This is a genomic window from Olivibacter sp. CPCC 100613 (assembly GCF_036959255.1).
Classification (GTDB): Bacteria; Bacteroidota; Bacteroidia; order Sphingobacteriales; family Sphingobacteriaceae; genus Olivibacter.
Genome location: NZ_JAWMTI010000006.1, coordinates 106683 through 128859, shown reverse-complemented (window position 1 = coordinate 128859; position 22177 = coordinate 106683). Strand labels below are relative to the sequence as shown.

Below are 22177 nucleotides of genomic sequence, written 5' to 3'. Positions count from 1 at the left end.
TGGTTTATTGGCACTTCTCTGAAAGCCGCTACCGTAAATTGATGCTTATCAGATGCACCCGGTGATTTCTTAATGGCCCTTCAGTAGTATATACGAATATATCACGGCTGCACCCAGCTTCACCGCTTAAATGGTTTGAGCCCTAAGTTATAATTGGTTATTGCCTTATCAGTTAATGCGCTTGACTCTATACTAACAAAGCTAACAAAGAGAGATTTAAAGGGCGAGTAAATTTGTTTAAAAGGATAGTAAGAATGTCGAATAGAACTGTGATCTATATTTGGGGTATTGCATATACGTACTAGCCTTTGGAATATTTGTGCAGCATAACCCATGTTAAGTAAAATAAAATTCCATTTAATCCTTCTTCCATTCAGATAGTCATTCCTTTTGAAGTAAACTGCTAAGGAAATGTCGATAAAGTGCTATTTTTTATCGAAAATGAATACACATTGCCTACTATCCAATGAGTACATTTGCTCTCACACAGGTTAAACCATTCAATAAACCATGGAAATACGGAGAAATCGACAAAACAGGTATGAAAGTATCTAACCTAAGTTATGGTGCGTCTTCTTTTGGGGGACATTCTTTAAAAGAAAAAGAGGGAATCAATTCAGTAATATTGCCCATCACGGGTTATAAAATTGAATGGTGCGGCCGCATGGTTTAATAATAAGAATTTCAAGACAAAAAATAAACTTACTATGGTAAAGAAGATTATACCATTAGTCATATTAACAATACTTGTTTCGATATTAACTGTAAAATCGCAAGAAGTCAATCGTTTTTTTCCTGAAAAGGATTTGATCACCACTGGAATATACTACTATCCCGAACACTGGAAGGAAAGCCAGTGGGAACGAGATATCAAGAAGATTGCTGATATGGGGTATGAGTTTGTTCATCTGGCTGAATTTGCCTGGTTTAAGATGGAGCCAGCAGAAGGGAGATTTGATTTTGCCTGGCTTGACAAGGTGGTGGCTCTTTGTGTTAAACACAAACTTAAAGTGCTTATGTGCACACCTTCGGCAACTACACCAGCCTGGATGCGGGTAAATTATCCCGAAACCTTTATAATGGATGGACATTATATTCGTGCCGAACACGGAACACGGGGGCTCGGTTCAATCGTTAATTCCAAATATCGGCTGTTCGTTGAAAAGATTGTAACCGAAATGGCCCGGCGCTATGGGCAAAATAAAAATGTGATTGGATGGCAGCTGGATAATGAGCCCGATGCCAAGCCTGATTATAGTCCATCCGCTCAAGATGCTTTCAGGCAATGGCTAAAAAACAAATACAAAACGGTTGAAGCGTTAAATGATGCCTGGGGTACAGCATTTTGGAGTCAGTGGTATAATGATTTCAACCAGATTACGATCCATAATACCAATCTGGTAGGTTGGTGGGGGAATAATCCGCATGCTTTGCTTGATTTTAAACGTTATTGTGCGGATACGCAGGCAGAATTTCTTGACTTTCAGGCCGGTATTTTGCGGAGTCATATTTCAAAGGATCAATATATTACCACTAATTATACAGCTGTTTCTCCCGGGGCTGATCCGCAGCGAACCAAAAAACTCGATTTTGCGGCTTATACGGCCTATCCTAATGGCGGCAGCGATAATATTGGCGAACTTGGATTCAGGTTAGGCGATAGCAGAGTAATCCTTTTTGCGTCCGCATACTTTAAACATTTGGGAGGGACATCCGGCGTAATGGAAATTCAGCCAGGTCCGGTAAATTGGGGAAACTACAACCCACTTCTATTACCAGGCACAGTGCGCATGTGGTTGTACCATACATTTGCTGCGGGTGGAAAATTGGCCTGTTCTTATCGGTTCAGGCAGATTATATATAGCTCAGAACAATACCATGCGGGCATTATACAAACAGATGGGATAACACTTTCACCCGGAGGTGAAGACTATACGCAGTTCATGAAAGAAATAAAAGAGCTGCGGAAGCAGTATAGGCAGGGCATTAAGATGCCGGAAAAATTGGCGGCGCGTTCAACGGCCATTCTCTGGAACCTCGAAAATTACTGGACGATAGACAGGCAAAAGCAGACCGCCCAATGGGAAACATGGAATTATCCGGTTAAGTTCATGGAGACGGCCAAGTCTTTAGGAGCCCTGGTTGATGTGATACCTGAGACCAGCGATTTGTCGAAATATAAGGTTGTCATTATTCCTGCTTACGAAATGGTGGATTCGGCTTTAGTAAAAAAATGGAATAATTATGTAACCAATGGCGGACAGTTGATTATTACCTGCCGTACAGCAACTAAAAATCGAATGGGGCACTTCTGGGAGGCTAAGCTCGCAGCACCTATTTCTGATCTTATAGGGGCGCAGGTTACGGCAACAGACATGCTTTCGGCTTATGGAAAAGGAGACGTTCAAATGGAATCCACACACTATGTTTGGAATAACTGGGCGGATCTGCTAAAGCCTTATCAAAATACGAAAGTGCTTGCAAGCTATGAAAACCAGTTTTATAAGGGAGCGGCGGCTGTTGTAAAACAGAAAATTGGTAAAGGATCCGTTACTTACATAGGTGTAGCTACGGACGATTTTAAGCTCGAAAAGGATTTGTTGCGTAACATTTATACGCAGGCAGGAGCGACTACGGAAGATTATCCTCCCGGTGTGTATGTCTATTGGAGAGATGGTTTTTATTTGGCTGTAAATTATTCTTCTACCGAATATACCATGCCTATTACCGAAACTTCTACCGTTTTTGTTGGTGAGAAAACATTGAAACCTGCAGAGGTATTGGTTTGGAAGGAGTAAAGAGCTCTTCTAGCTGTTATGTTCATGTAAAAAACATAGCTTTCTGAGGCCCCCTTTCCATAGGTTGCCGGCCTGGTTTTCCAGGATAGCGGTTGTTTTTGTAGTAGAAAGACTAAATGTCGTGAACGCCAGGTTTGGATCAATCAAGGTGTTTGTTTCCGGATGATAGATTTTTATTCCATAGCCTCCCGTTCCCGCATAGATGTATAATAGTTAACAAAACAAGCCCAAAATATTAACAAAAGCGGTCCCTGCTTATCGAGGCTTTCCGCTAGCTTTGTGTCAACTCGCTGGTTTATAAATCGTCCGTTGCAACATGTAATTTATTTTCAACATAAATAATAGACCAAATCACTATGACACGAAAATTCAGTTTCTATTTTGTCTGCACACTCCTTTTCGTTTTGCCCAAAGCCCTTATTGCCCAGTTCGGGTATAAAAACCCGATATTACGTGGCTTTAATCCCGATCCTAGCATTTGCAGGGTTAATGATGATTTCTATTTGGTTACGTCTTCGTTCGAATATTTTCCCGGATTACCGATCTATCACAGCAAGGATTTAATAAACTGGCAGCAGATAGGACACTGCTTAACACGCGAATCCCAGCTTCCATTACATAAGGCATTTTCTTCCGGTGGGCTTTTCGCCCCATCTTTAAGGTACCATAATGGCAAATTTTATGTAATCTGCACCAATGTATCAGGTGGTGGCAATTTTTATTGCACAGCTGATAATCCCGCCGGTCCTTGGAGCGACCCAATATGGGTGGATATAAAAAGTATTGACCCGGATATTTTTTGGGATGATGATGGTAAAACATACTTTGTGACACAGGGTAATGAGGGAATACGGATTACGGAAATCGATCTGCTTACCGGAAAAGCGCTTTCACCGGAACGATTAGTTTGGGGTGGTACAGGCGGGCGTTTTCCCGAGGCACCCCATGTTTACAAAAAAGACGGTTATTATTACCTGTTGCTTGGTGAAGGTGGTACGGAGTACGCTCACAGCGCGACCATAGGACGTAGTAAATATCTTTTTGGTCCTTACGAAAACTGTCCGTTAAATCCTATCTTATCGCATAGCAATCGACTGGGACAAGCTAACCAAATACAAGGAGTAGGGCATGCTGATCTTATTCAAGCAGCTGACAGTTCATGGTGGGCAGTTTTTTTGGGCTTTAGGGTTACTAAACCTTATTCATATTATCATATATTGGGTAGAGAAACATTTCTTGCTCCGGTAGACTGGCCTAAAAACGGATGGCCACAGGTTAATGGAAACGGCACCATAAATATTGATATGCAAGTGCCAACTTTGCCGCTCCAACCGTTTGAAGAACCGGTAAGTCGAACCGAATTTGACGAACCTAAATTAGGCTACGAATGGCAATACCTTAGAAACCCTGTTTCAGCAAATTATTCACTCACCGAACGAAAAGGATTTTTACGGATAAATGCTTCGCCTTTTAAGCTTAATGAGCTGGAGTCGGTTAGTTTTATTGGCCGACGACAAACTGAACACGATTTTACGGCAGAAACTAGTTTGGAAATAGTGTCCACCAAAGAAGAAGAGGAGGCCGGTTTAACCCTTATACAAAACAATACGCATCATTACGATCTTCTGCTTAAACGTAAAGGAAAAAGATTTGCTGTACAGCTTCGCGTTGTAGTTGGCTCGCTTTCCTATCTCGCCGCAGAAGAGTTGATCGATGAACCGACGGTTCGTCTTCAAGTAGTAGGAAAACCTTTGAATTATACCTTTAGCTACTTCAATACAAAGGCCGGTAAGTTTGTGGAATTAAAAAATTTGGATACCAGGTATTTAAGTACGGAAGTGGCAGGTGGCTTTACGGGTGTTATGATCGGACTTTACGTGTCCGCTAACGGACAGAAAACTTCATCAAAGGCTTATTTTGATTATTTTGACTACCGTGTTTCAAAACTGTGAAATTGATCAAAAATCAGTTATTACATGATCCTTTGTTCGCAATTTATGATTAAATTAACCATTCCATAAACACGGTTATGAGCCGTCCAGGTTTAAAATTTCATTTTTATCACATAGGGAAATGTAAATTTATTCACGGGTTTAGCATTCAGGTGCGTTAGCGAGCTTTTCGGGGTTTTAACATGGGGAAGCTCCATCTGACCGATGGATAAAAAAACCGCTTTACGGTTCATGAGTACCTTAAATATAAAACACAAACGAATAATTATTTACAGATGAAACAAAAATTAATAAACTACCGTACTGTAGTATTTAATCTCAGCAAATGCGGTCTACCGGCAATACTGACTTGTCTGCTCATATTTCAGGCAAAAGCTCAATACCGTTTTGAGAATGTACTTTATGGTGCCGCTTATTATCACGAATATATGCCGTCTGCCCGTTTGGATGAAGACATACGCATGATGAAGGAAGCCGACTTAACAGTCGTGCGAGTAGGTGAGTCGACTTGGTCGTTGTTTGAGCCACAGGAAGGTGTTTTTGAATTCGCCTGGATGGATACCATCCTCAATAAAATGCATGCCGCCGATATCAAAGTTATCCTAGGCACACCCACTTATTCCATTCCAGCGTGGATGGCCCATAAATACCCGGAGGTGTTAGCAGCGCATACCGGGGGAAGAAAGGCCTATTACGGTATCCGCCAAAACATGGATATTACCAATCCCATATATCGCAAATTATCTGAAAGAGTGATCCGTAAAATGATGGAACATTTTGCCAAACATCCAGCTGTTATCGGCTTTCAGGTAGACAATGAAGTGGAAGCAAGAGGAATTAACAACCCCGGGTATTTTCAGGGTTTTGTTGATTATATAAAAAAGAAATTCAACGGAGACCTTAAATTGCTGAACAAGGAATGGGGACTGAATTATTGGGGAATGAACATCAATACCTGGGACGAATTTTACCCACGTGATGGGGCGACCAACCCGTCGTATAAAAACGAATGGGAACGATACAATCGGTATCGCGTTGCGGAGTTTCTGAACTGGCAGGTTGATATCGTAAACGAGTATAAAAGAAAAGATCAATTTGTTACCCATTGTTTTATGCCGTCTTTCCAAAACATAGATCAACCGGAGAGTTTCAGACAAATGCAATATCCCGCTATCAATGTTTACCATGATGTGCAGGATGGGCAAAATGGGCAATTCATTGCCTATTCAGGCGATTACATGCGTACGGTTGCGAAAGGGAATTATCTAATAACTGAAACCAATGCACAGGCTACGGGATGGGATGCCAAAAACCAAAAACCTCCATATGACGGACAACTAAGGCAAAACGTATTTGCCCATCTGGCCTCAGGTGCCAACATGGTTGAGTATTGGCATTGGCATACCCTGCATTATGGACAGGAAACTTATTGGCGCGGAATATTAGGGCAAGACCTACAGCCTAATCGAATTTATAAGGAGTTCGCTGCTACGGCCAAAGAACTCAAGCATATTGGTAAAAACCTGGTCAATCTGAAAAAGGAAAACAAGGTAGCCATTCTGTTCAGTCATGATTCTTATCACGCGTTGAGTTTTATGCCCTACACCAATAAGGACCATTATCCGGCAGGATTCGTTCATCGTGCATTATACAATCAGAATATTGAAACGGATATTGTTCCTTGTGATGAGCAGACGGATTTTAGCAAATACAACATGCTGGTTATTCCTCCATTGTATGTAGCAAGCGATCGTTTATTGGAGCAAATCGATGAATTTGTAAAAAATGGCGGCTATGTGGTTATGCTCTATAAAAGCGGATACACCAATGAGCATTCCGCCGTTCGCGCAACACTTGCTCCGGGACCATTGCGAAAGGCCGCAGGCTTTTATTATCAGGAATATGCCAATATTCCCGCTTTGCCTCTAAAAAAGAGCGCTTTTGGATTAGGTGGAAAGGAGATAAGCGAATGGTATGAGTTTTTAATACCCGAAACGGCAAAACCCTTGGCCTATGCCGATCATCCTTTCTATGGCAAATGGCCTGTTATAACCGAAAACAATTACGGAAAAGGAAAATTGGTATATATCGGCACCTATCCTTCACAGGAATTGCTGGAAAAAATTGTCTTACAAACGGCAAAGGATGCAGGCGTCACCACGGTCGCAAATAATTACCGCTTTCCCATTATTGTCCGTTCCGGGAAAAATCAATCAGGCAAAACGATTCATTATCTATTCAATTACAGCAATAAAAGTCAAATGGTAAATAATCCTTATCCCGGTGGAAGCGAGCTCCTTTCTGGCCATCAAACCGGTAAGGAAATTGCACTCGATGCATGGGATGTGAAAGTTATCAGTGAGTAAACGGAACATTATACGAAAAAAATAGTTCGTTACAAGCTTCCTACAATCTTTTCTCGCATTTATACGGGATACATCAGTTCCCTAAGTACTGTTCAGATTCGGAGAAGCATAGAAATGGAGAATCTTTCTTTTTTCGGTATATCATTAAGACTACCTGAACCAAAATATTTCTTCCATTCCTTAGCCGGTTCTCCAAAGAAACTTAATACTTTTCAAACATACGAGAACCAAAAAAGTCAAGGCAGCACATCCTTCGTTAAAGATTTAGGTCCGTCGCTCAAATCATGTGGAGCCGCCCCTCCCTTCAATCTATGCTTCGCTTTTCACATGATTTTTTTGCCCTGGCTATCCTAAATCTTCTTAACGCTCACGCTGTGAGGCCGTTCTTTCCGGCCCACGGTAGTTCCTTGCATAACCGTTCCGAAGGACGTCAATGGCCTAGTCTATGGAGGCGGCAACCGGCAGTCAAAGATGGCCCATCTCTATTATTAAGCGAAGCATCCGGTAATCAGTGAATCGACGAACGAAGGGCTTAGCATTGCGCGAGAGGGTGGCTCCGATTCACGGATGGACATCTGACCACGGGTTGCAACGGAATAGACAAGCCAAGCACCTTGCCCCAATGGGCGCAGCAAGTGGGATGTATAAAATAAACGTTCTTTTAATATAAACATCTTTATCTGTATGTTAAAGGTGAAACCGACCAACGGAAGTTCATCGAAGGTAATCCCTGTTTTAGAGAGAAAAGCCGATAATCATAATTTTTTCTATCCGGAGACGTATTCCGTGGTTTCTGTCGTTATCCATTTCGGATAACGACATTTTTGAGGGAACTTTCTCACTACAGGCACATAAAGTGCACAGGATAAATACGACTATTAGCGGTTGTTTCATAATTTCTTCTTAAGTCTAAAGTGTTTTATCTAAGGTGATCAACTAATTTTTTATTTGGTGATATCAACAATTCTAAAATTATCAAAGTACACATCAACATTTACATCGGCATCGTCCGACTTATTTTTGGTGAAAATGCCTAGGCCGGTATTTGCAATTGCCGCAAAACCCGCATAGTCTGTTGCTGCTGTGAATTTTGATAAAGCGATATCACAGGTTATCCATTTACCCGTTACTGTTTTGCTTGAATTTTTATCTCTGGGTAGGTAATCCGCTACCATCTGATCCCCGTTGCCTTTCAATTGGATTTCGAATGAGGCGGGAGCTAAAGATTCACTCATATAACATTCAAAACGAAGGGCAAGATTCGCTATTGGTGTGTTGGCGGGTATTATATTGGTTGTTGGATATACGCCATCATTGGATAGATTGCCCCACCAATATTGCCAAGCGCCGGGCTTACCGAATATACGGTAGCAGGTGCCGGTGGAAACATAGGGAGCTTTAGAGCCGTCTGCAACTACCGCTTCGTTATTATCACCCCAGCTATACGTACCTATATTGTCCCAGTTGAGCACCACATTTTCAATGGGATAAAATGCTTTGGGTGAATTCGAATTTCCTCCAGCAGCTGTTATCGTAACGACACCTCCTTTGCTAGGTGCTTTAGGTAATCGGAAATATAGTGTATCATTACTATTTGAAACGAGGAGATCAGATGCCGGTATTGTAAATTCACCATTGATATCGAGACTTGTTACATCAATGAAGTAATCCCCTGTAATATAAGCGAGATCGCCTATGATGGGCATATCGCTACTAAATGTTTTAATCGTCGGGGGAGCAACATTGGTTGAAAACGGAATACTCACCGAGTCGGTATAGCAATATACCACTAAGCGGCCGTCCTGCACCCCTGGCGGTATGATCAAATCAATGATATTATAATCGTTGCTAACGGTGTAATCCAATACCCCAACACTGTTTCCCCTTGTACTTTCGAAAACTACTTTCTGTATTTCATAAAAATTAGCTCCGAAAATTTTTAAATTTTCGCCAGGTGTTGCCGGATATTTCAACGTTATGCGGTGAATTTCGGGTGCCGGTGAATATATATGAAACGCATACTTAGCTACACCCCGATTGGTTTCGATACGGATTTCATTGGAAAGTTCCGGATTGGTGCCTGTCAATATTAAATCGCCAGGAATGGTAAAGATTGCACTGGTAGCGGTACAATAGTTAGTATTGAAACTAACTTCTTGGTCATTAATATATATCTTTTGTATACCTCCCAAGTTGTTTCCGATAACGGCGATCATTTTTCCCGGGAAAGCGCCCGTGAATGTGCTGTCAGCTTTTGTTGGATCGGTAAGCCTTACGCTATAAATTTCAGGCGATCCACTTGGGTCGTCTTTTTTACTGCAGGCGATAAATGTCGCTATTCCTATTAAGGCTATCCATAGCAATATAGGCTGATGGAAAAAAAAGAATGTTTTCATGTTTTAGCGTTTTATTCGTTAAAGGTGTAAGGTTGAGGTTCCTCTTTTAACCGTGGGTTCTGTATCAGGTCATTCTCCGGGTACGGAAAGAAAATATTATCTTTAGTAACGACTACCGGGGCAGTAGGGGGTGTTGGTTCTTCAAAAACAAGGTTCCCGTCTTCATCTTTTGTTATGGAAGCCGTAGTCCACCCACGTTGCTGATCGTTAAAATATTTCAGCATTTTTTCCGGTTTATAACAATACCAACTCACCATGTCGTACCAATTGTTATATTCCATCGCAAATTCAACGCGTCTTTCAGCTATGATATCCTCTAATGTAATAGCAGTCTTTCGTCCGATTTTAGCGCGCTCGCGTACTTTGTTGAAGTATGTTAAACCCTCCCCGCCGTCCAGGCTATTATTATTGCCGAGACTTGCCTCGGCAAACGTTAAGTATACATCTGCTAAGCGCAGTATATACGTGTTAAGCGGAGAGTTCATCGATTGAACATATCCATCATTATCGTCATTAGGACCGCCCACAACTCCTTTCTTAATAGACGATCCTGTTCCCGTGTAGGTGTAGCCCCCCTTGTCGATACTTATGTATGGATAATGAGCGTACTGTGTGAAATAGGTGGCATTTCTCCGCAAAGAATCAGCGCGCTCGTATAATTTCAATATATCAATGGTTCCATTTAAACCACCTCCCCAAACATTTACGCCACCGGTTACATCTGATGAAAAGGCTAAATCGGCCAAAAGGGTGTTACATACGCCCCAATCTCCTAAAGGTACCCATTGCATGGCAATTAATGATTCCGGATTGTTATTGTGTTTATATTTAAACAAATCTTCATATTTAGGATATAAAGCTAAACCACTATTCATGCACACGTCTCCTGCATATTCGCGTGCTTTTGCCAGATCCGCTTCGTCACGCGTTCCGCCTTTTTTCCAACCGGAACGGGCTAAGTATACTTTTGCTAACATTCCTTTAGCTCCCCAGCTGGTTGCGCGTCCTTTATCCCATGTTGACGGCAGGTTCTCCACAGCATATAACAGGTCATTGATAATAAATTGGAAGACATCTTCTTCACGATGGCGAGGTAACAAAGGGTTCTTGATCACTTCCTCGTTGCTTTCAATCAGAATTACAGGTCCCCAAGTACGAAGTAAGAAGAAATATGAGATGCCTCTCATCAGACGAGCTTCCGCTATTGCTAGATTTTTTTGCGCATCTGTGACATTCTTGGCCTTATTGTTAATGGCTTCAATGGTTGCATTGGCCATCGTAATAACTCCATAGAAAGATTTCCATGAGTCGGAAAGTCCATCATCTAATGAGGTTACAGTGAATAAGGTATAGGAAGGATTCATCCAGGGATTATAAGCATCATTTGCCCGTAGGCTTCCAATAGCAACAGCAGGTCGTTTATTATAATCAAACCAGGCCCGATTATATAAAGGGGCAGTTGCAGCTTTGAGGGCCTCGGGCGATGTATAAAAGGTCGCGTCAACGTAAGAACCTTCCGGCTCCCGATCAAGAAAGCTTTTACTGCATGCAGCAATAAACAGCGCTGATACTAACGTTGTAAGTATATATAATCTTTTCATCTCTTTATTTTTTATGACTGACGAGTTCGGTGTAAATAATCATTAATGAGTATATTCTATTACTTAGAGCTCGATTTGGCGATTTTAAGTTTATCCATTAAAAGGTGAGGTTCAATCCAAATGTGTAAATTCTTTGAGCGGGGTAACGTGCATAATCAATTCCGCTGAGTAATACACTTTGGTTATAGGATCCGATTTCCGGATCATAACCTTTATATTTAGTGAAGGTATGTAGGTTTTGGATATTCATGTATACCCGCAGATTTTCAACCTGCAACTTAGATAATAGTTTATTGGGTATTGTATAACCCAAAGAAACGTTTCTAATTCGTAAATAGGAACCATCCTCAATAAAGCGGTCGCTCATACGGCTGTTGTCATTAGCATCGCTCACCGTTATGCGTTGTATAGTAGCATCGGGATTTACGATTCTGACATTTGAAATATCCTGATCAGAGCCATCCGGATTTATTCTTTCGATGATCGCTATCCCCGTTGTTTCTTTCAACATGCCCGAATTGTTCATTGGATTGGTAAAATCTTTTCGGAGTTGATTGTATATTTTATTTCCAAATACACCGTTAATGAAGATATTCAAATCAAATCCTTTATAGGAAAAGTAATTATTGATGCCGAATAAAAATTTAGGCTGAGGGTTTCCAATAAAATCGCGGTCTTGCTCATCAATCTTTCCATCTCCGTTCAGGTCTTCGAAAATGAAGTCGCCTACCCAAATGCCATTTACATCGATGTTTTTATCTTTAGGGAGTGCAATAGGTATTCTGTTGCCACTTTCATCTAGCACAAAATTGTTGTATTGATCTTTTTTATAAAAATCGCTTTCGTCATGAAACATACCGATTACTTTGTAGCCATAAAACTGACCAACAGGGCCACCCACCTTGGTATAGGTAAAAGTTTCAGCACCGATTTTTCCCAATATAGTCGCGGTTTCCGTATATAAATCGGTTACCTTGTTTCTATTCAGTGAGAAGTTAAGTCCCGACTTCCAGAAGAAGCCTTTTTTATTGATATTGATGGTATTCAACGTAAATTCCAACCCCTTGTTGGTCATTGATCCCGCATTCACCCAAGGGGCAGCAATCAGCCCACTGATGTAATCGGGAAGAACTGCTTGCATAAGTAAGTTATCAATCTTCTTCAAATAGCCATCGGCAATGAATTCAACTCGGTTGTTGAACAGATTCAAATCTATACCTATATTGTAAGCGTTCGTTTTTTCCCATTTTAAATCAGGATTAGCAAAATTTCCGGGATAGAAACCCGTTCCCCATATCGAAGCCGCAGGCGCCATCGTTACACCATAGGCATAAGCGCTTGCTGCTTGGTTTCCTACTAAGCCCCAACCGAGCCTTAATTTTAGATTATCAACCGCATCGATGTTCTTTAAAAATGATTCATTTTTTATTTTCCAAGCAGCGGCTAGAGAAGGGAACGTTCCCCATCGGTTGTTCCGGCCAAATTTATCGGATCCGTCTTTACGGATGGTAGCTGTTAATAAGTAACGATCATGGAATCCGTAGTTTAACCTTCCAAAATAGGATTCAATAGCTCCGGACGACCGTGAACTGCTATTTCTAGCTGTATTTGCATCTCCTGCGTCTAACTCGTGCACGGAGTTTAGAAAGTAATTGACGCGGCTGCCGGATAGCGACTCCCATCTGTTCTCTTGTGTTTCATGCCCCGCCATGATCGAAAGGTTATGCCGGTCATTGAAATTTTTCGAGTAGGTTAAATAGGTTTTGAGGTTGGTAAAAGACGAGTTACTAGCAGACCGAGAACCTGAAGACTGCTGCTTAAAAGTACCATAGTCATACGAAGGCGTAAATTGATAGGCATTATTGTAATTGAAGCTGGTATTTCCTTCTATTCTAAGAACTAAATCTTTCAGTGGCGTAATATCAGCAAAAGCGCTTATATTGGTCTGTGTACCTTTCGTATAGTTTTCTCGCGTAAGGGCTTCTTCTACCGGATTAGCAAAATAAGTTCCATACATGTTTTCTTGTTGCGAACCCCAACTTCCGTCGGGATTTCTGGAAGGAACCTCAGGTAATTGTCTGATAGCTAATGATATAATTCCCCAGTTGTCAATTGTGTTTACATTTTCAAGGCGAGCAGTATAGGCACTCACGCCGGTGCTTAACCATTTGTTTATTTTGGAATCGAAGTTCATCCTAAGTGAATAGCGTGTAAAATTTGATCCTAACGCAATACCTTCTTGATTGAAGTACCCTCCGGTAATAGCAAAGCGATTATTTTCTGTGCCACCGCTGGTACTTAGTTGATGGTTGTGCATTGGAGAAGTACGGAAGATTTCCTTTTGCCAATTCGTTCCTTCCCCCAAAAGAGAAGGATCCATAAACTCTTCTCGCTCACCAAAGCCGATGACACTACTGCGTAAATTTTGATAGCTTGCATATTCTCTTAAGTTTAACACGTCTAAGGTCTTTGGTAATTGTTGTAATCCCAAGTATCCTTCATAAGCAACTTTTGTTTTCCCTGCTTGCCCGCGTTTGGTGGTGATCATTACCACGCCGTTTGCAGCCCTTGTCCCATAAATGGCAGTAGCTGAAGCATCTTTGAGAATTTCCATTGACATGATATCTGCGGGGTTAATCGAAGATAATGCGCTGGAATTGTCGCGCGTGTTACCATCAATAAGCACACCATCAATGACGTATAAGGGCTCATTACCGCTAAACGAGTTTGTTCCGCGTATACTGACCGAGATACCTCCTCCCGGAGCGCCCGAGTTTTGTGTAACGGCTACTCCGGCAACTCTTCCTTGTAAGGCCTGGTCTAATGAAGTATTGACGGATTTGCTTATATCGTCGGCAGTAATGGTAATCACAGATCCGGTGAGATCGCTACGTTTCATCGTTCCGTAGCCAACAACAACAACTTCACTTAATGTCTGGGTGTTCTCTTCTAAAGAAACATCCATACTAGGGCCTGTTACCGTTACTTCTAGCGTAACATAACCTAAATAAGAAAATACTAAGGTTTTGCCTTTGATAGCCGCAATGGCGTATTTGCCATTTTCATCAGAAAGGGTACGATTTGTTGTGCCTTTGACAAGTACTGATACACCGGATAATCTAGCGCCATTTGTTCGATTGGTTACAATTCCTGAGACATTAATATTGTCTGTACTTTGTGCTAACAGAGGTGTTAGGCTCAAATAAAAAAGCAGGTACAAAATTGTCTGCTTCCAATGCCTGATTACAGGCAAAAAACCTTTTCCAGGTAATTTGGCTAAGTTCATGGTTAATTAAGTTTATAACAGTTTTGGTTTTATGCTACCCTAGTTGGTTCTGTAAAGGTAAATACAGGGTAAAATACAGAAGGGCATAGAATGTTACAGATGTGATGCGAAAATGTTAATGAAGGCTATTATTCCATAATATAGATGGTTCTATTAGAAAAAGGCGAGGGAATTTTCCGTATTCATTCAAACGCCCAAGGTTCCTTTCCTTGGGCGTTGATAAACTTATTTGAAGTTCAAAGCTGTATCACCATATACCCCAACCGCTAAATGAATGCTAAAATGGATATCTACCCGTATTTGCTCCCCACATCAAACCATAAAAGATATATGGATCAATTACCGCCATATTGTTACGGCGATCTAAAACGCCCCCCACATCCCATAAGAAAGGTGTAAATCCGGCGTTTTTCGCCTCTTGAGCCACACATGCATGAAAGCGGTTCCTCGATTCATCATGCGCGTTCTGAATAGTCGGGTCGCTAAAGGTTCTTTTAACAGAACAAAATTCACCGAGGATTCCCGGGATTCCCTGATCGGTAAATCTGCGCTTCATTTTATTGAATTGTTCGCGTACGTAATCTTCTCCGCCCCAGTTTGCCCAACGGCCTTCATACTCGCCCACCGCGTAATTTCTAAATTCTTCGCCCCAGAAATAGAACATTTTGCCCCAATCTTCATCCTTCGGCATCAGACAGAAGTTATAAGGAGCATAATAATGCACTTCCATGATCATTCTACCCGTTCCCGTTGGGTCGTGGGGTAGCGTCATCAATTCGTCCGATAAATCGATGTTTGTCAAAGGTCCTTGAACCACCAAATTTCTATAGGTATTTCGGCCTCCGCTATTGCGTACTGCATCAACAAATGTTTGATAATAGGAATGAAGAACCGCCATCTCTTGACTGTTGTTTACATCAGGCTCGTTACTGCTTGCAAATAGTAAATGTTCATCATAATCACGGAAATAAACGGCGATCTGTTCCCATAATGCTTTTTGTTTTTTATTAACCGATTCTTGCATCTCGGGCGTGCAATTTTTTTCTAACCACCCCTCATCCCAATGGATGTTTAGGATGGTATACATATCGTTGTTTACACAATAATCGACGACTTCCTTTACGCGCGCTAACCAACTTTCTTTTATTTTATATGTTGTTTGATCCTCTAAGTATTGATTCCAGGAACAGGGAAGACGGACGGCGTTGATTCCTGCATTTTTAACAGCTCTGATCATGGCTTCCGTAGTGAGCGGATTTCCCCAATAGGTTTCGCCGCCAATTGCTTCCAATGTATTGCCGAGATTCCATCCGACATGCATTTTGGAAACTAGTTGAAAGGCATTACTGCTCATCCCACTCATATCGGGTGGTATTTGCTGCTGACGCGTTGATGCAAGTTTAGATCTTACCGCCGTTTTATTGCCAGGAGATACGGTTTCATGAATTTTGGCACAGGAAAACATTAAGAACACCGGAATAATTCCGCATAGAATTTTTTTCTTCATAAGTTAATAAATTAGATGAAAGAATGTTTATAATTGGGAGCTTAGCGAAACAGTGTATACCAATCGCTTTAAAACCATGAAGGCTCCTTTGAAACAAAAATAGCGGCAGGTAATTAAATAACAGGTGATGAAATGTATGTAATAGGGGATCAATATTTCTCTTTAAGGGGATAATATGTTTCTAATTACGGGATAAAATGATCAGCTGCCGATTTACTTGACACTATTTGTTTATTTTGCCGAGGCTAATTACCGAACCGGTCAACCAATGAAGAAACTAGTACTTTTATTAACAATAGTTCTATTTGGATTTGTATTCACCTATGCTCAACCTTATGAGTTCGCACACTTTGATAACAGAAATGGACTGTCGGGTAACGAAGTACTTAGTATATTTAAAGATAGTAGGGGCTTCCTTTGGTTCGGTACAAGTACCGGATTAAATCGCTTTGACGGTATTGCATTCAAAACATTTAATGGGGATATAAATGGCACAAATAGCTATCTATATGAGAATCTGAGAAAAATTGTCGAAGATATAAACGGCAATTTATGGCTACAAGGAAATACCTACCTATTCTATAATTGGCGTACCGAATCATTTACAAGTAATATCGATTCCGTTTTAAACAAGATGGGGTTACCTTCATATCCTATTTCCGTACAAGTGGATAAAGACAAAAACTTTTATGTAGCCTACTTCGGAAAAGGAATTTACAAATATGACGTGAGCGCAAAGAAGGTATCGGTTTTTAAGCAATCACCCCATACGAAAGATCTTATTCCATCGCCTATTACCGATATGAAAATCCAAGATTATTTTATGTGGGTATTGCACGAGGATGGCGTTTTAGAGCGCGTCAATACAAAGACCGGGGGGGTTGATGTTCGTAATACCTATATAAAAGAAAAATCAAAAAGTGCTACCATACCTAAAAATATTTTCCTAGATGCAGATAAAGATATCTGGGTATACCCTGGAATTAATGATAAAGGAGCCCTATACTTTAATTTGAAACAAAATAATTGGACTTTGTTGGGCGTGGATACTAACCCTGCACTTTCTCATAGCTTTGCAAGATGTGTTATACAAGATTCGAAAGGTATGATTTGGATAGGTACTGATCATGGAGGAATAAATATTTATGACAAAAAACGCAAGGCAATCCGTATCGTTGAAAATAATGTTTATAATAAACATTCGCTGAGTCAAAATTCCATTATTAGTCTTTATTGCGATAATGACGGTATCGTATGGGCTGGTTCTTATAAAAATGGCGTATCGTACTATCACCCCAGTATGTTTAAATTTTGGAAATCGCCTTTATATTACCTATTTATTCGGAATGCGGAAATTTTTGATTGTAGTAGTCTTTATAAAGATCAGCAGGGCAATTTATGGGTTGGTACCAATGGTAAAGGCTTAATAAAATATAACGAACAAGCTGGAAGTATCCAACGTTTTCGTAGCAACTTGAACGATGAATATAGTATATCGTCTGATATTATCACCTCGATTTTCGAGGACAGTCAAAAGACAATTTGGATCGGTACATTTTTAGGCGGTTTAAATGCATATAAGAATCAAGGTTTTAAACAATACCGATTTGATGAAAACAATCCCAATTCGTTGTCCAACCGAAGTGTTTATGCTTTAACGGAAGATCCTGCTCATAATTTATGGATAGCCACACTTGGCGGAGGAATCAACCGTTTGGATCCTCAGCGAAAGGTATTCACACACTATAATAGGGAGAATAGTCCGCTGCGATCAGATTTCATCTTGTCAACTTTTACTGACTCTTCCAAAAAGATTTACTTCTGTTCAGACATAGGTATCTATCGGATTTATAAAAAAAATGAAATTGTTCCTTTTTTTTCCGATTCTAGGCTTCAAGATTCCATTTCGAGCATGCCCGTATCTCAATTAATGACTGATGCCAAGGGACTTATGTGGATGGCAACGAAAAACGGAATTAATATTTATGATCCGAAGGCAAAAACGTTTCATCGTATAACCACTATCAATGGTTTGTCAAGCAATGATGTGCGATCGTTGGTAGAAGACAGCGATGGAAATATTTGGGCGGGAACAAGCAATGGGCTGAATCGTATTTATTTTAACCATAAAATGCCTGAAATTAAACCGAATATTATCTCTTTTGACATCAATGATGGGTTACCGAGTTCCAGCTTTAACCCCAATGCTGTCTTTAAAGATAAGAGGGGTATAATTTACATGGGCACAACCGCGGGTTATGTAGCATTTAACCCACGAGATATTCCGGTAAATAATTTTGTTCCCAAACCTAGATTCACCGATCTTTTAATAGCCGGCCAAGTGATCAAGCCCCATGTGAATTATAACGGACGCATCATTATTAATAAATCGATAGTCGATCTAGATCAGCTTGTTCTTCAACATGATGAAACCAATTTCACCGTTCATTTCTCCGGCCTCAGCTTTATCCATCCTGAAAAGAATAAATATAGATACATCTTGGAGGGATTAGAAGAGCAATGGATAGAGATAGCGAATGGTGTTGGTGCCGTATCGTACTCCAATCTCAACGCCGGCAGCTATAAGCTTAAAGTGTACGCGGGGAACGAAGATAATATTTGGTCAGAAAAACCGATAGTCCTAAAGATTATTGTTAGACCACCCTTTTGGTTTTCCTGGTGGGCATGGACTTTTTATATCGTCACTGCCGGCCTTTTTATTACATTATTCATAAAACATAAGCTGAACAAGCAAAAAGAAAAATTCGAGCATGCACAAAGGCTGTTGGAAGCAGAAAAATTACATGAGGTCGATCAACTTAAACTTAAATTTTTTACAAATATTAGCCATGAGTTTAAAACACCGCTTTCATTAATAATCAGTCCGTTGGAAAAGCTCCTAACGTCTCCTATAAATCCAGATGAAAAGTCGACTTTACATATGATGTATAAAAATGCGCGGCGGTTATTGGATATGGTAAATGAAATACTTGATTTTAGAAAGCTTGATCAAAATCAATTGACTTTGAACTTATCTAAAGGGAATATTATCGAATTTGCCAAAGATATTTGCGCGTCTTTTTCTCCGCTGGCCGCCGAAAAATCTATTAAACTCACCTTCACAACTTTTCAGAAAGATTTATCGATGCAGTTTGATAGGGAAAAAATGTATATGATCATGGTAAACCTCATTTCCAATGCTTTTAAATACACACGTGAAGGACATATCGATGTCAGCGTTTTTCTTTCGGAAAGGATTTGCAATAAAGTTATAGAAAAGCAGTTCTGCTTTCAAGTGTCAGACACGGGATCTGGCATTAACCCGGAATATTTGAATAAAATTTTTGAAAGGTTTTTCCGTATCGAGAGTGCTGAAGTACATGGTATTCCTGGTACGGGAGTAGGATTGCATCTGGTCAGCGAGTTCGTAAAGCTCCATGCCGGAGAAATATCTGTTGAAAGTGTTGTAGAGAAAGGTTCCATATTTACGGTATTAATTCCCATGACAAATTCCACATTGGACGTACTGAAAAATCAAGATATCATTTATCCCGGAAGCGTAAAAAATGAAATATCCTTAGACACCGAGGCTAATTTGAATAAATTGCCGCAAAATAACAGCTTACCGTTACTTTTGATTATTGACGATAATGAGGATTTCTGTAGTTTCTTAACCGGTCTGTTTTGTAACGATTATCGTATTGCTATTGCCAACAATGGAGAAGAAGGCCATCACATTGTATTTAATCAATGGCCTGACATGATTCTATGTGATGTAATGATGCCAAAAATGGACGGATACGAATTTTGTGAAAAAATAAAAGAAGATATGCGTACATCGCATATCCCCGTAATACTGCTTACTGCTAAATCATCTGACAAAAACAGATATTCAGGAATTGAAGCGGGAGCAGATGACTATATTTCTAAACCATTTAATATAGAGATTCTTAAGTTAAAGATTGTTAAAATCATCGAAAAACAAAAACTGTTACAGAACAGATTCAAAGCAAAGGTCGATATTTCTCCTGGCAAAATTGAAATAGTCTCAATGGACGAGAAATTTGTAAAAAGAGCCGTATCCATCGTTGAAGAGAATATCAACAACGCTGAGTTTTTAGTTGAGGATTTATGCAAAGAAATGGGAATGAGTCGGGTTAATTTCTATAAAAAGATAGTGGCATTGACTGATAAGACTCCATCCGAATTCATTCGATTCATCCGCCTAAAGCGAGCTGCAGATTTACTTGCAAAAAGCCAGCTATATGTAAGCGAGATTGCCCTTTTGGTAGGATTTAACGAAGCCAAATATTTCAGAAAATACTTTAAGGACGAATTTGGTGTTACACCCAATGAGTATAAAAAGAACTTGTTAAAAAGAGACGAGAAATGATGCGCTAAACCGAAGTTCGAAATCAGGGTAACGACAATTACAGGTCATTACCTTTAGCGTATTGTTGTAGATAGAGAAATCGGTAAAGTGCAATAATAAGTCGATAAGAAGTAAAAGGCTGCCTGCTAATTCCTGTATCTTTGAGCAATCGTATAGAAACCAATTAAAGCCACTAAAAGCGTAAAGAGACGTCGCTTTGTAGCAGTCATTTAAAGTAACTGGAAAAGATACTGGAGATATACGTAGGGGTACTATAAATTATTAGAAACCGATCAATAAAAATTATTTACAGATGAAACATGTACTTGCCATTGTATGCAGTCTACTCATTGGCTTCTTTTCTTTTGCCCAACAACAGAGAGAATGGGGTGACTGGCAAAAATGGGGAGATCAGGGCGATGGAACTTACCTCAATCCGATCATCCCTTCTGACTATAGCGACATGGACTGTATTCGCGTAGGCAATGATTACTATGCCATATCCTCCACTTTTCAGTTCTCTCCAGGGATGACTATCCTGCATTCCAAAGACCTTGTGAATTGGCAAATATGTGGAAATGCAATAACCGACCTGACCCAGATAAGCGAAGAATTGAACTGGACGCGCATGAACCGCTATGGTAAAGGTGTCTGGGCAGGGACATTGAGATATCATAACAAGCGATTCTACTTGTTCTTTGGAACCCCCGATGAAGGATATTTTATGACTTCTGCTTCGCACCCGAAGGGACCATGGGAGCCACTGACGCATTTGCTCTCCGATAAAGGTTGGGATGACTGTACGGTAATGTGGGATGATGACGGAAAAGGATATTTTGTTGGTACCCATTTTTCGGATGAGTACAAAACCTATCTTTTCAATATGTCGTCAGACGGAAGAAGTATAGATCGGAAATCCGCTGTCTTGATCAATTCCGGTAATGGGAGGGAAGCAAATAAGTTAATAAAGGTTAACCGATGGTATTACTTGATCTTTAGTGAGCATAAAGAGGGTATTGGGCGTTATGTGATGGCAAAGCGATCAAGAAAAGTGATCGGGCCTTATCAAGAGGAAAAGCAGCTTGCATTGCCCAACCTCGAAGCGCTTGAACCCAACCAAGGTGGTATCGTTTTGGGACCGGACTCGGCTTGGTATTTTCTAACGCACCACGGTACCGGTGATTGGAGTGGGCGTATTGTAAGTCTTTTGCCTGTTACTTGGATAAATGATTGGCCGATAATCGGGAAGGTGCTCCCGCAGAAAATTGGAACAATGACCTGGTGTGGCCGTATTCCGATTAAAGAAAAGGAAAAATTGAGCATCGAACGGAGCGATGATTTCGATCGTCATGGATTAGCATCACAATGGCAGTGGAATTACCAACCACGAAAAGAAAAATTTTCATTATCGGAACGTCCGGGATGGTTGCGCCTAAAAGCTTACCGTCCTTTGCAGTTAAATAAACTGATGTATGCGGGCAATACTCTTACCCAGCGGAGTTTCAGAAAGGCAGAAAACAAAGTTATTGTCAAAATGGATGTTTCGAATATGGCAGAAGGACAGAAAAATGGTCTTTGTCATTTTTCCTCTCAGCATGCGGCTATCGGCATCGTGAAGGAAGAAGGCAATTGTTATTTAGAATATAGAAAAAACGATCATGTCATAAGAGCGAGGCAGCTTTCATCACAATTTATCTGGCTGAAATCGGAATGGGGATTGGATGGTATGTCCCAGTTTTTCTATAGTTTTAATGGGGCGGATTTTATCTCCTTTGGAGAACCCTATCAATTGGCCTGGGGTAATTACCGGGGCGACCGCTTAGGAATTTACTGTTTTAATGACATAACGGAAGAGGGGTATGTGGATGTTGACTATTTCCATTATAAATAGCGCTTCAT

Annotated in this window: 10 protein-coding genes; 6 read left to right on the top strand and 4 right to left on the bottom strand. The window is 40.5% G+C overall.

All coding sequences use genetic code 11. From position 1 onward, the window contains the following. Nucleotides 1-466 precede the first annotated feature (466 nt). From RYH73_RS18685 to RYH73_RS18670, 4 genes are all read left to right on the top strand, one after another. Nucleotides 467-673: a hypothetical protein gene (locus RYH73_RS18685; RefSeq protein WP_335314990.1), complete on the top strand. Its 207-nt coding sequence runs from the start codon at nucleotides 467-469 to the stop codon at nucleotides 671-673. 34 nt (nucleotides 674-707) lie between these two features. Then, entirely contained in the window at nucleotides 708-2798 is a 2091-nt protein-coding gene (locus RYH73_RS18680) for a beta-galactosidase (protein WP_335314989.1), read from the top strand. A 356-nt stretch (nucleotides 2799-3154) separates the two neighbouring features. Next, a complete protein-coding gene (locus tag RYH73_RS18675; RefSeq protein ID WP_335314988.1) occupies nucleotides 3155-4750 on the top strand; it encodes a glycoside hydrolase family 43 protein in 1596 nt (531 codons plus the stop codon). Between the two features lie 275 nt (nucleotides 4751-5025). Continuing rightward, nucleotides 5026-7116: a beta-galactosidase gene (locus RYH73_RS18670; RefSeq protein ID WP_335314987.1), complete on the top strand. Its 2091-nt coding sequence runs from the start codon at nucleotides 5026-5028 to the stop codon at nucleotides 7114-7116. 944 nt (nucleotides 7117-8060) lie between these two features. Here the strand turns inward: RYH73_RS18670 and RYH73_RS18665 are convergent. From RYH73_RS18665 to RYH73_RS18650, 4 genes are all read right to left on the bottom strand, one after another. Continuing rightward, nucleotides 8061-9512, bottom strand: coding sequence for a glycan-binding surface protein (locus tag RYH73_RS18665; protein WP_335314986.1), 1452 nt, complete (start codon nucleotides 9510-9512; stop codon nucleotides 8061-8063). A gap of 11 nt (nucleotides 9513-9523) precedes the next feature. Further along, nucleotides 9524-11113, bottom strand: a complete 1590-nt coding sequence (locus tag RYH73_RS18660; RefSeq protein WP_335314985.1) for a RagB/SusD family nutrient uptake outer membrane protein — start codon at nucleotides 11111-11113, stop codon at nucleotides 9524-9526. 97 nt (nucleotides 11114-11210) lie between these two features. Continuing rightward, complete coding sequence (locus RYH73_RS18655) at nucleotides 11211-14399, bottom strand: SusC/RagA family TonB-linked outer membrane protein (RefSeq protein ID WP_335314984.1); 3189 nt, start codon at nucleotides 14397-14399, stop codon at nucleotides 11211-11213. Between the two features lie 277 nt (nucleotides 14400-14676). Further along, nucleotides 14677-15906, bottom strand: a complete 1230-nt coding sequence (locus RYH73_RS18650; RefSeq protein ID WP_335314983.1) for a glycoside hydrolase family 5 protein — start codon at nucleotides 15904-15906, stop codon at nucleotides 14677-14679. 268 nt (nucleotides 15907-16174) lie between these two features. Between RYH73_RS18650 and RYH73_RS18645 the strand changes: the two genes are divergently transcribed. Together RYH73_RS18645 and RYH73_RS18640 are read left to right on the top strand one after the other, a co-directional pair. Then, nucleotides 16175-20299 carry a hybrid sensor histidine kinase/response regulator transcription factor gene (locus tag RYH73_RS18645; RefSeq protein WP_335314982.1) on the top strand — a complete coding sequence of 1375 codons (4125 nt, stop codon included), beginning with the start codon at nucleotides 16175-16177 and terminating at the stop codon, nucleotides 20297-20299. A gap of 292 nt (nucleotides 20300-20591) precedes the next feature. Next, nucleotides 20592-22169, top strand: a complete 1578-nt coding sequence (locus RYH73_RS18640) for a glycoside hydrolase family 43 protein (protein WP_335314981.1) — start codon at nucleotides 20592-20594, stop codon at nucleotides 22167-22169. The last annotated feature ends 8 nt before the right edge of the window (nucleotides 22170-22177 follow it).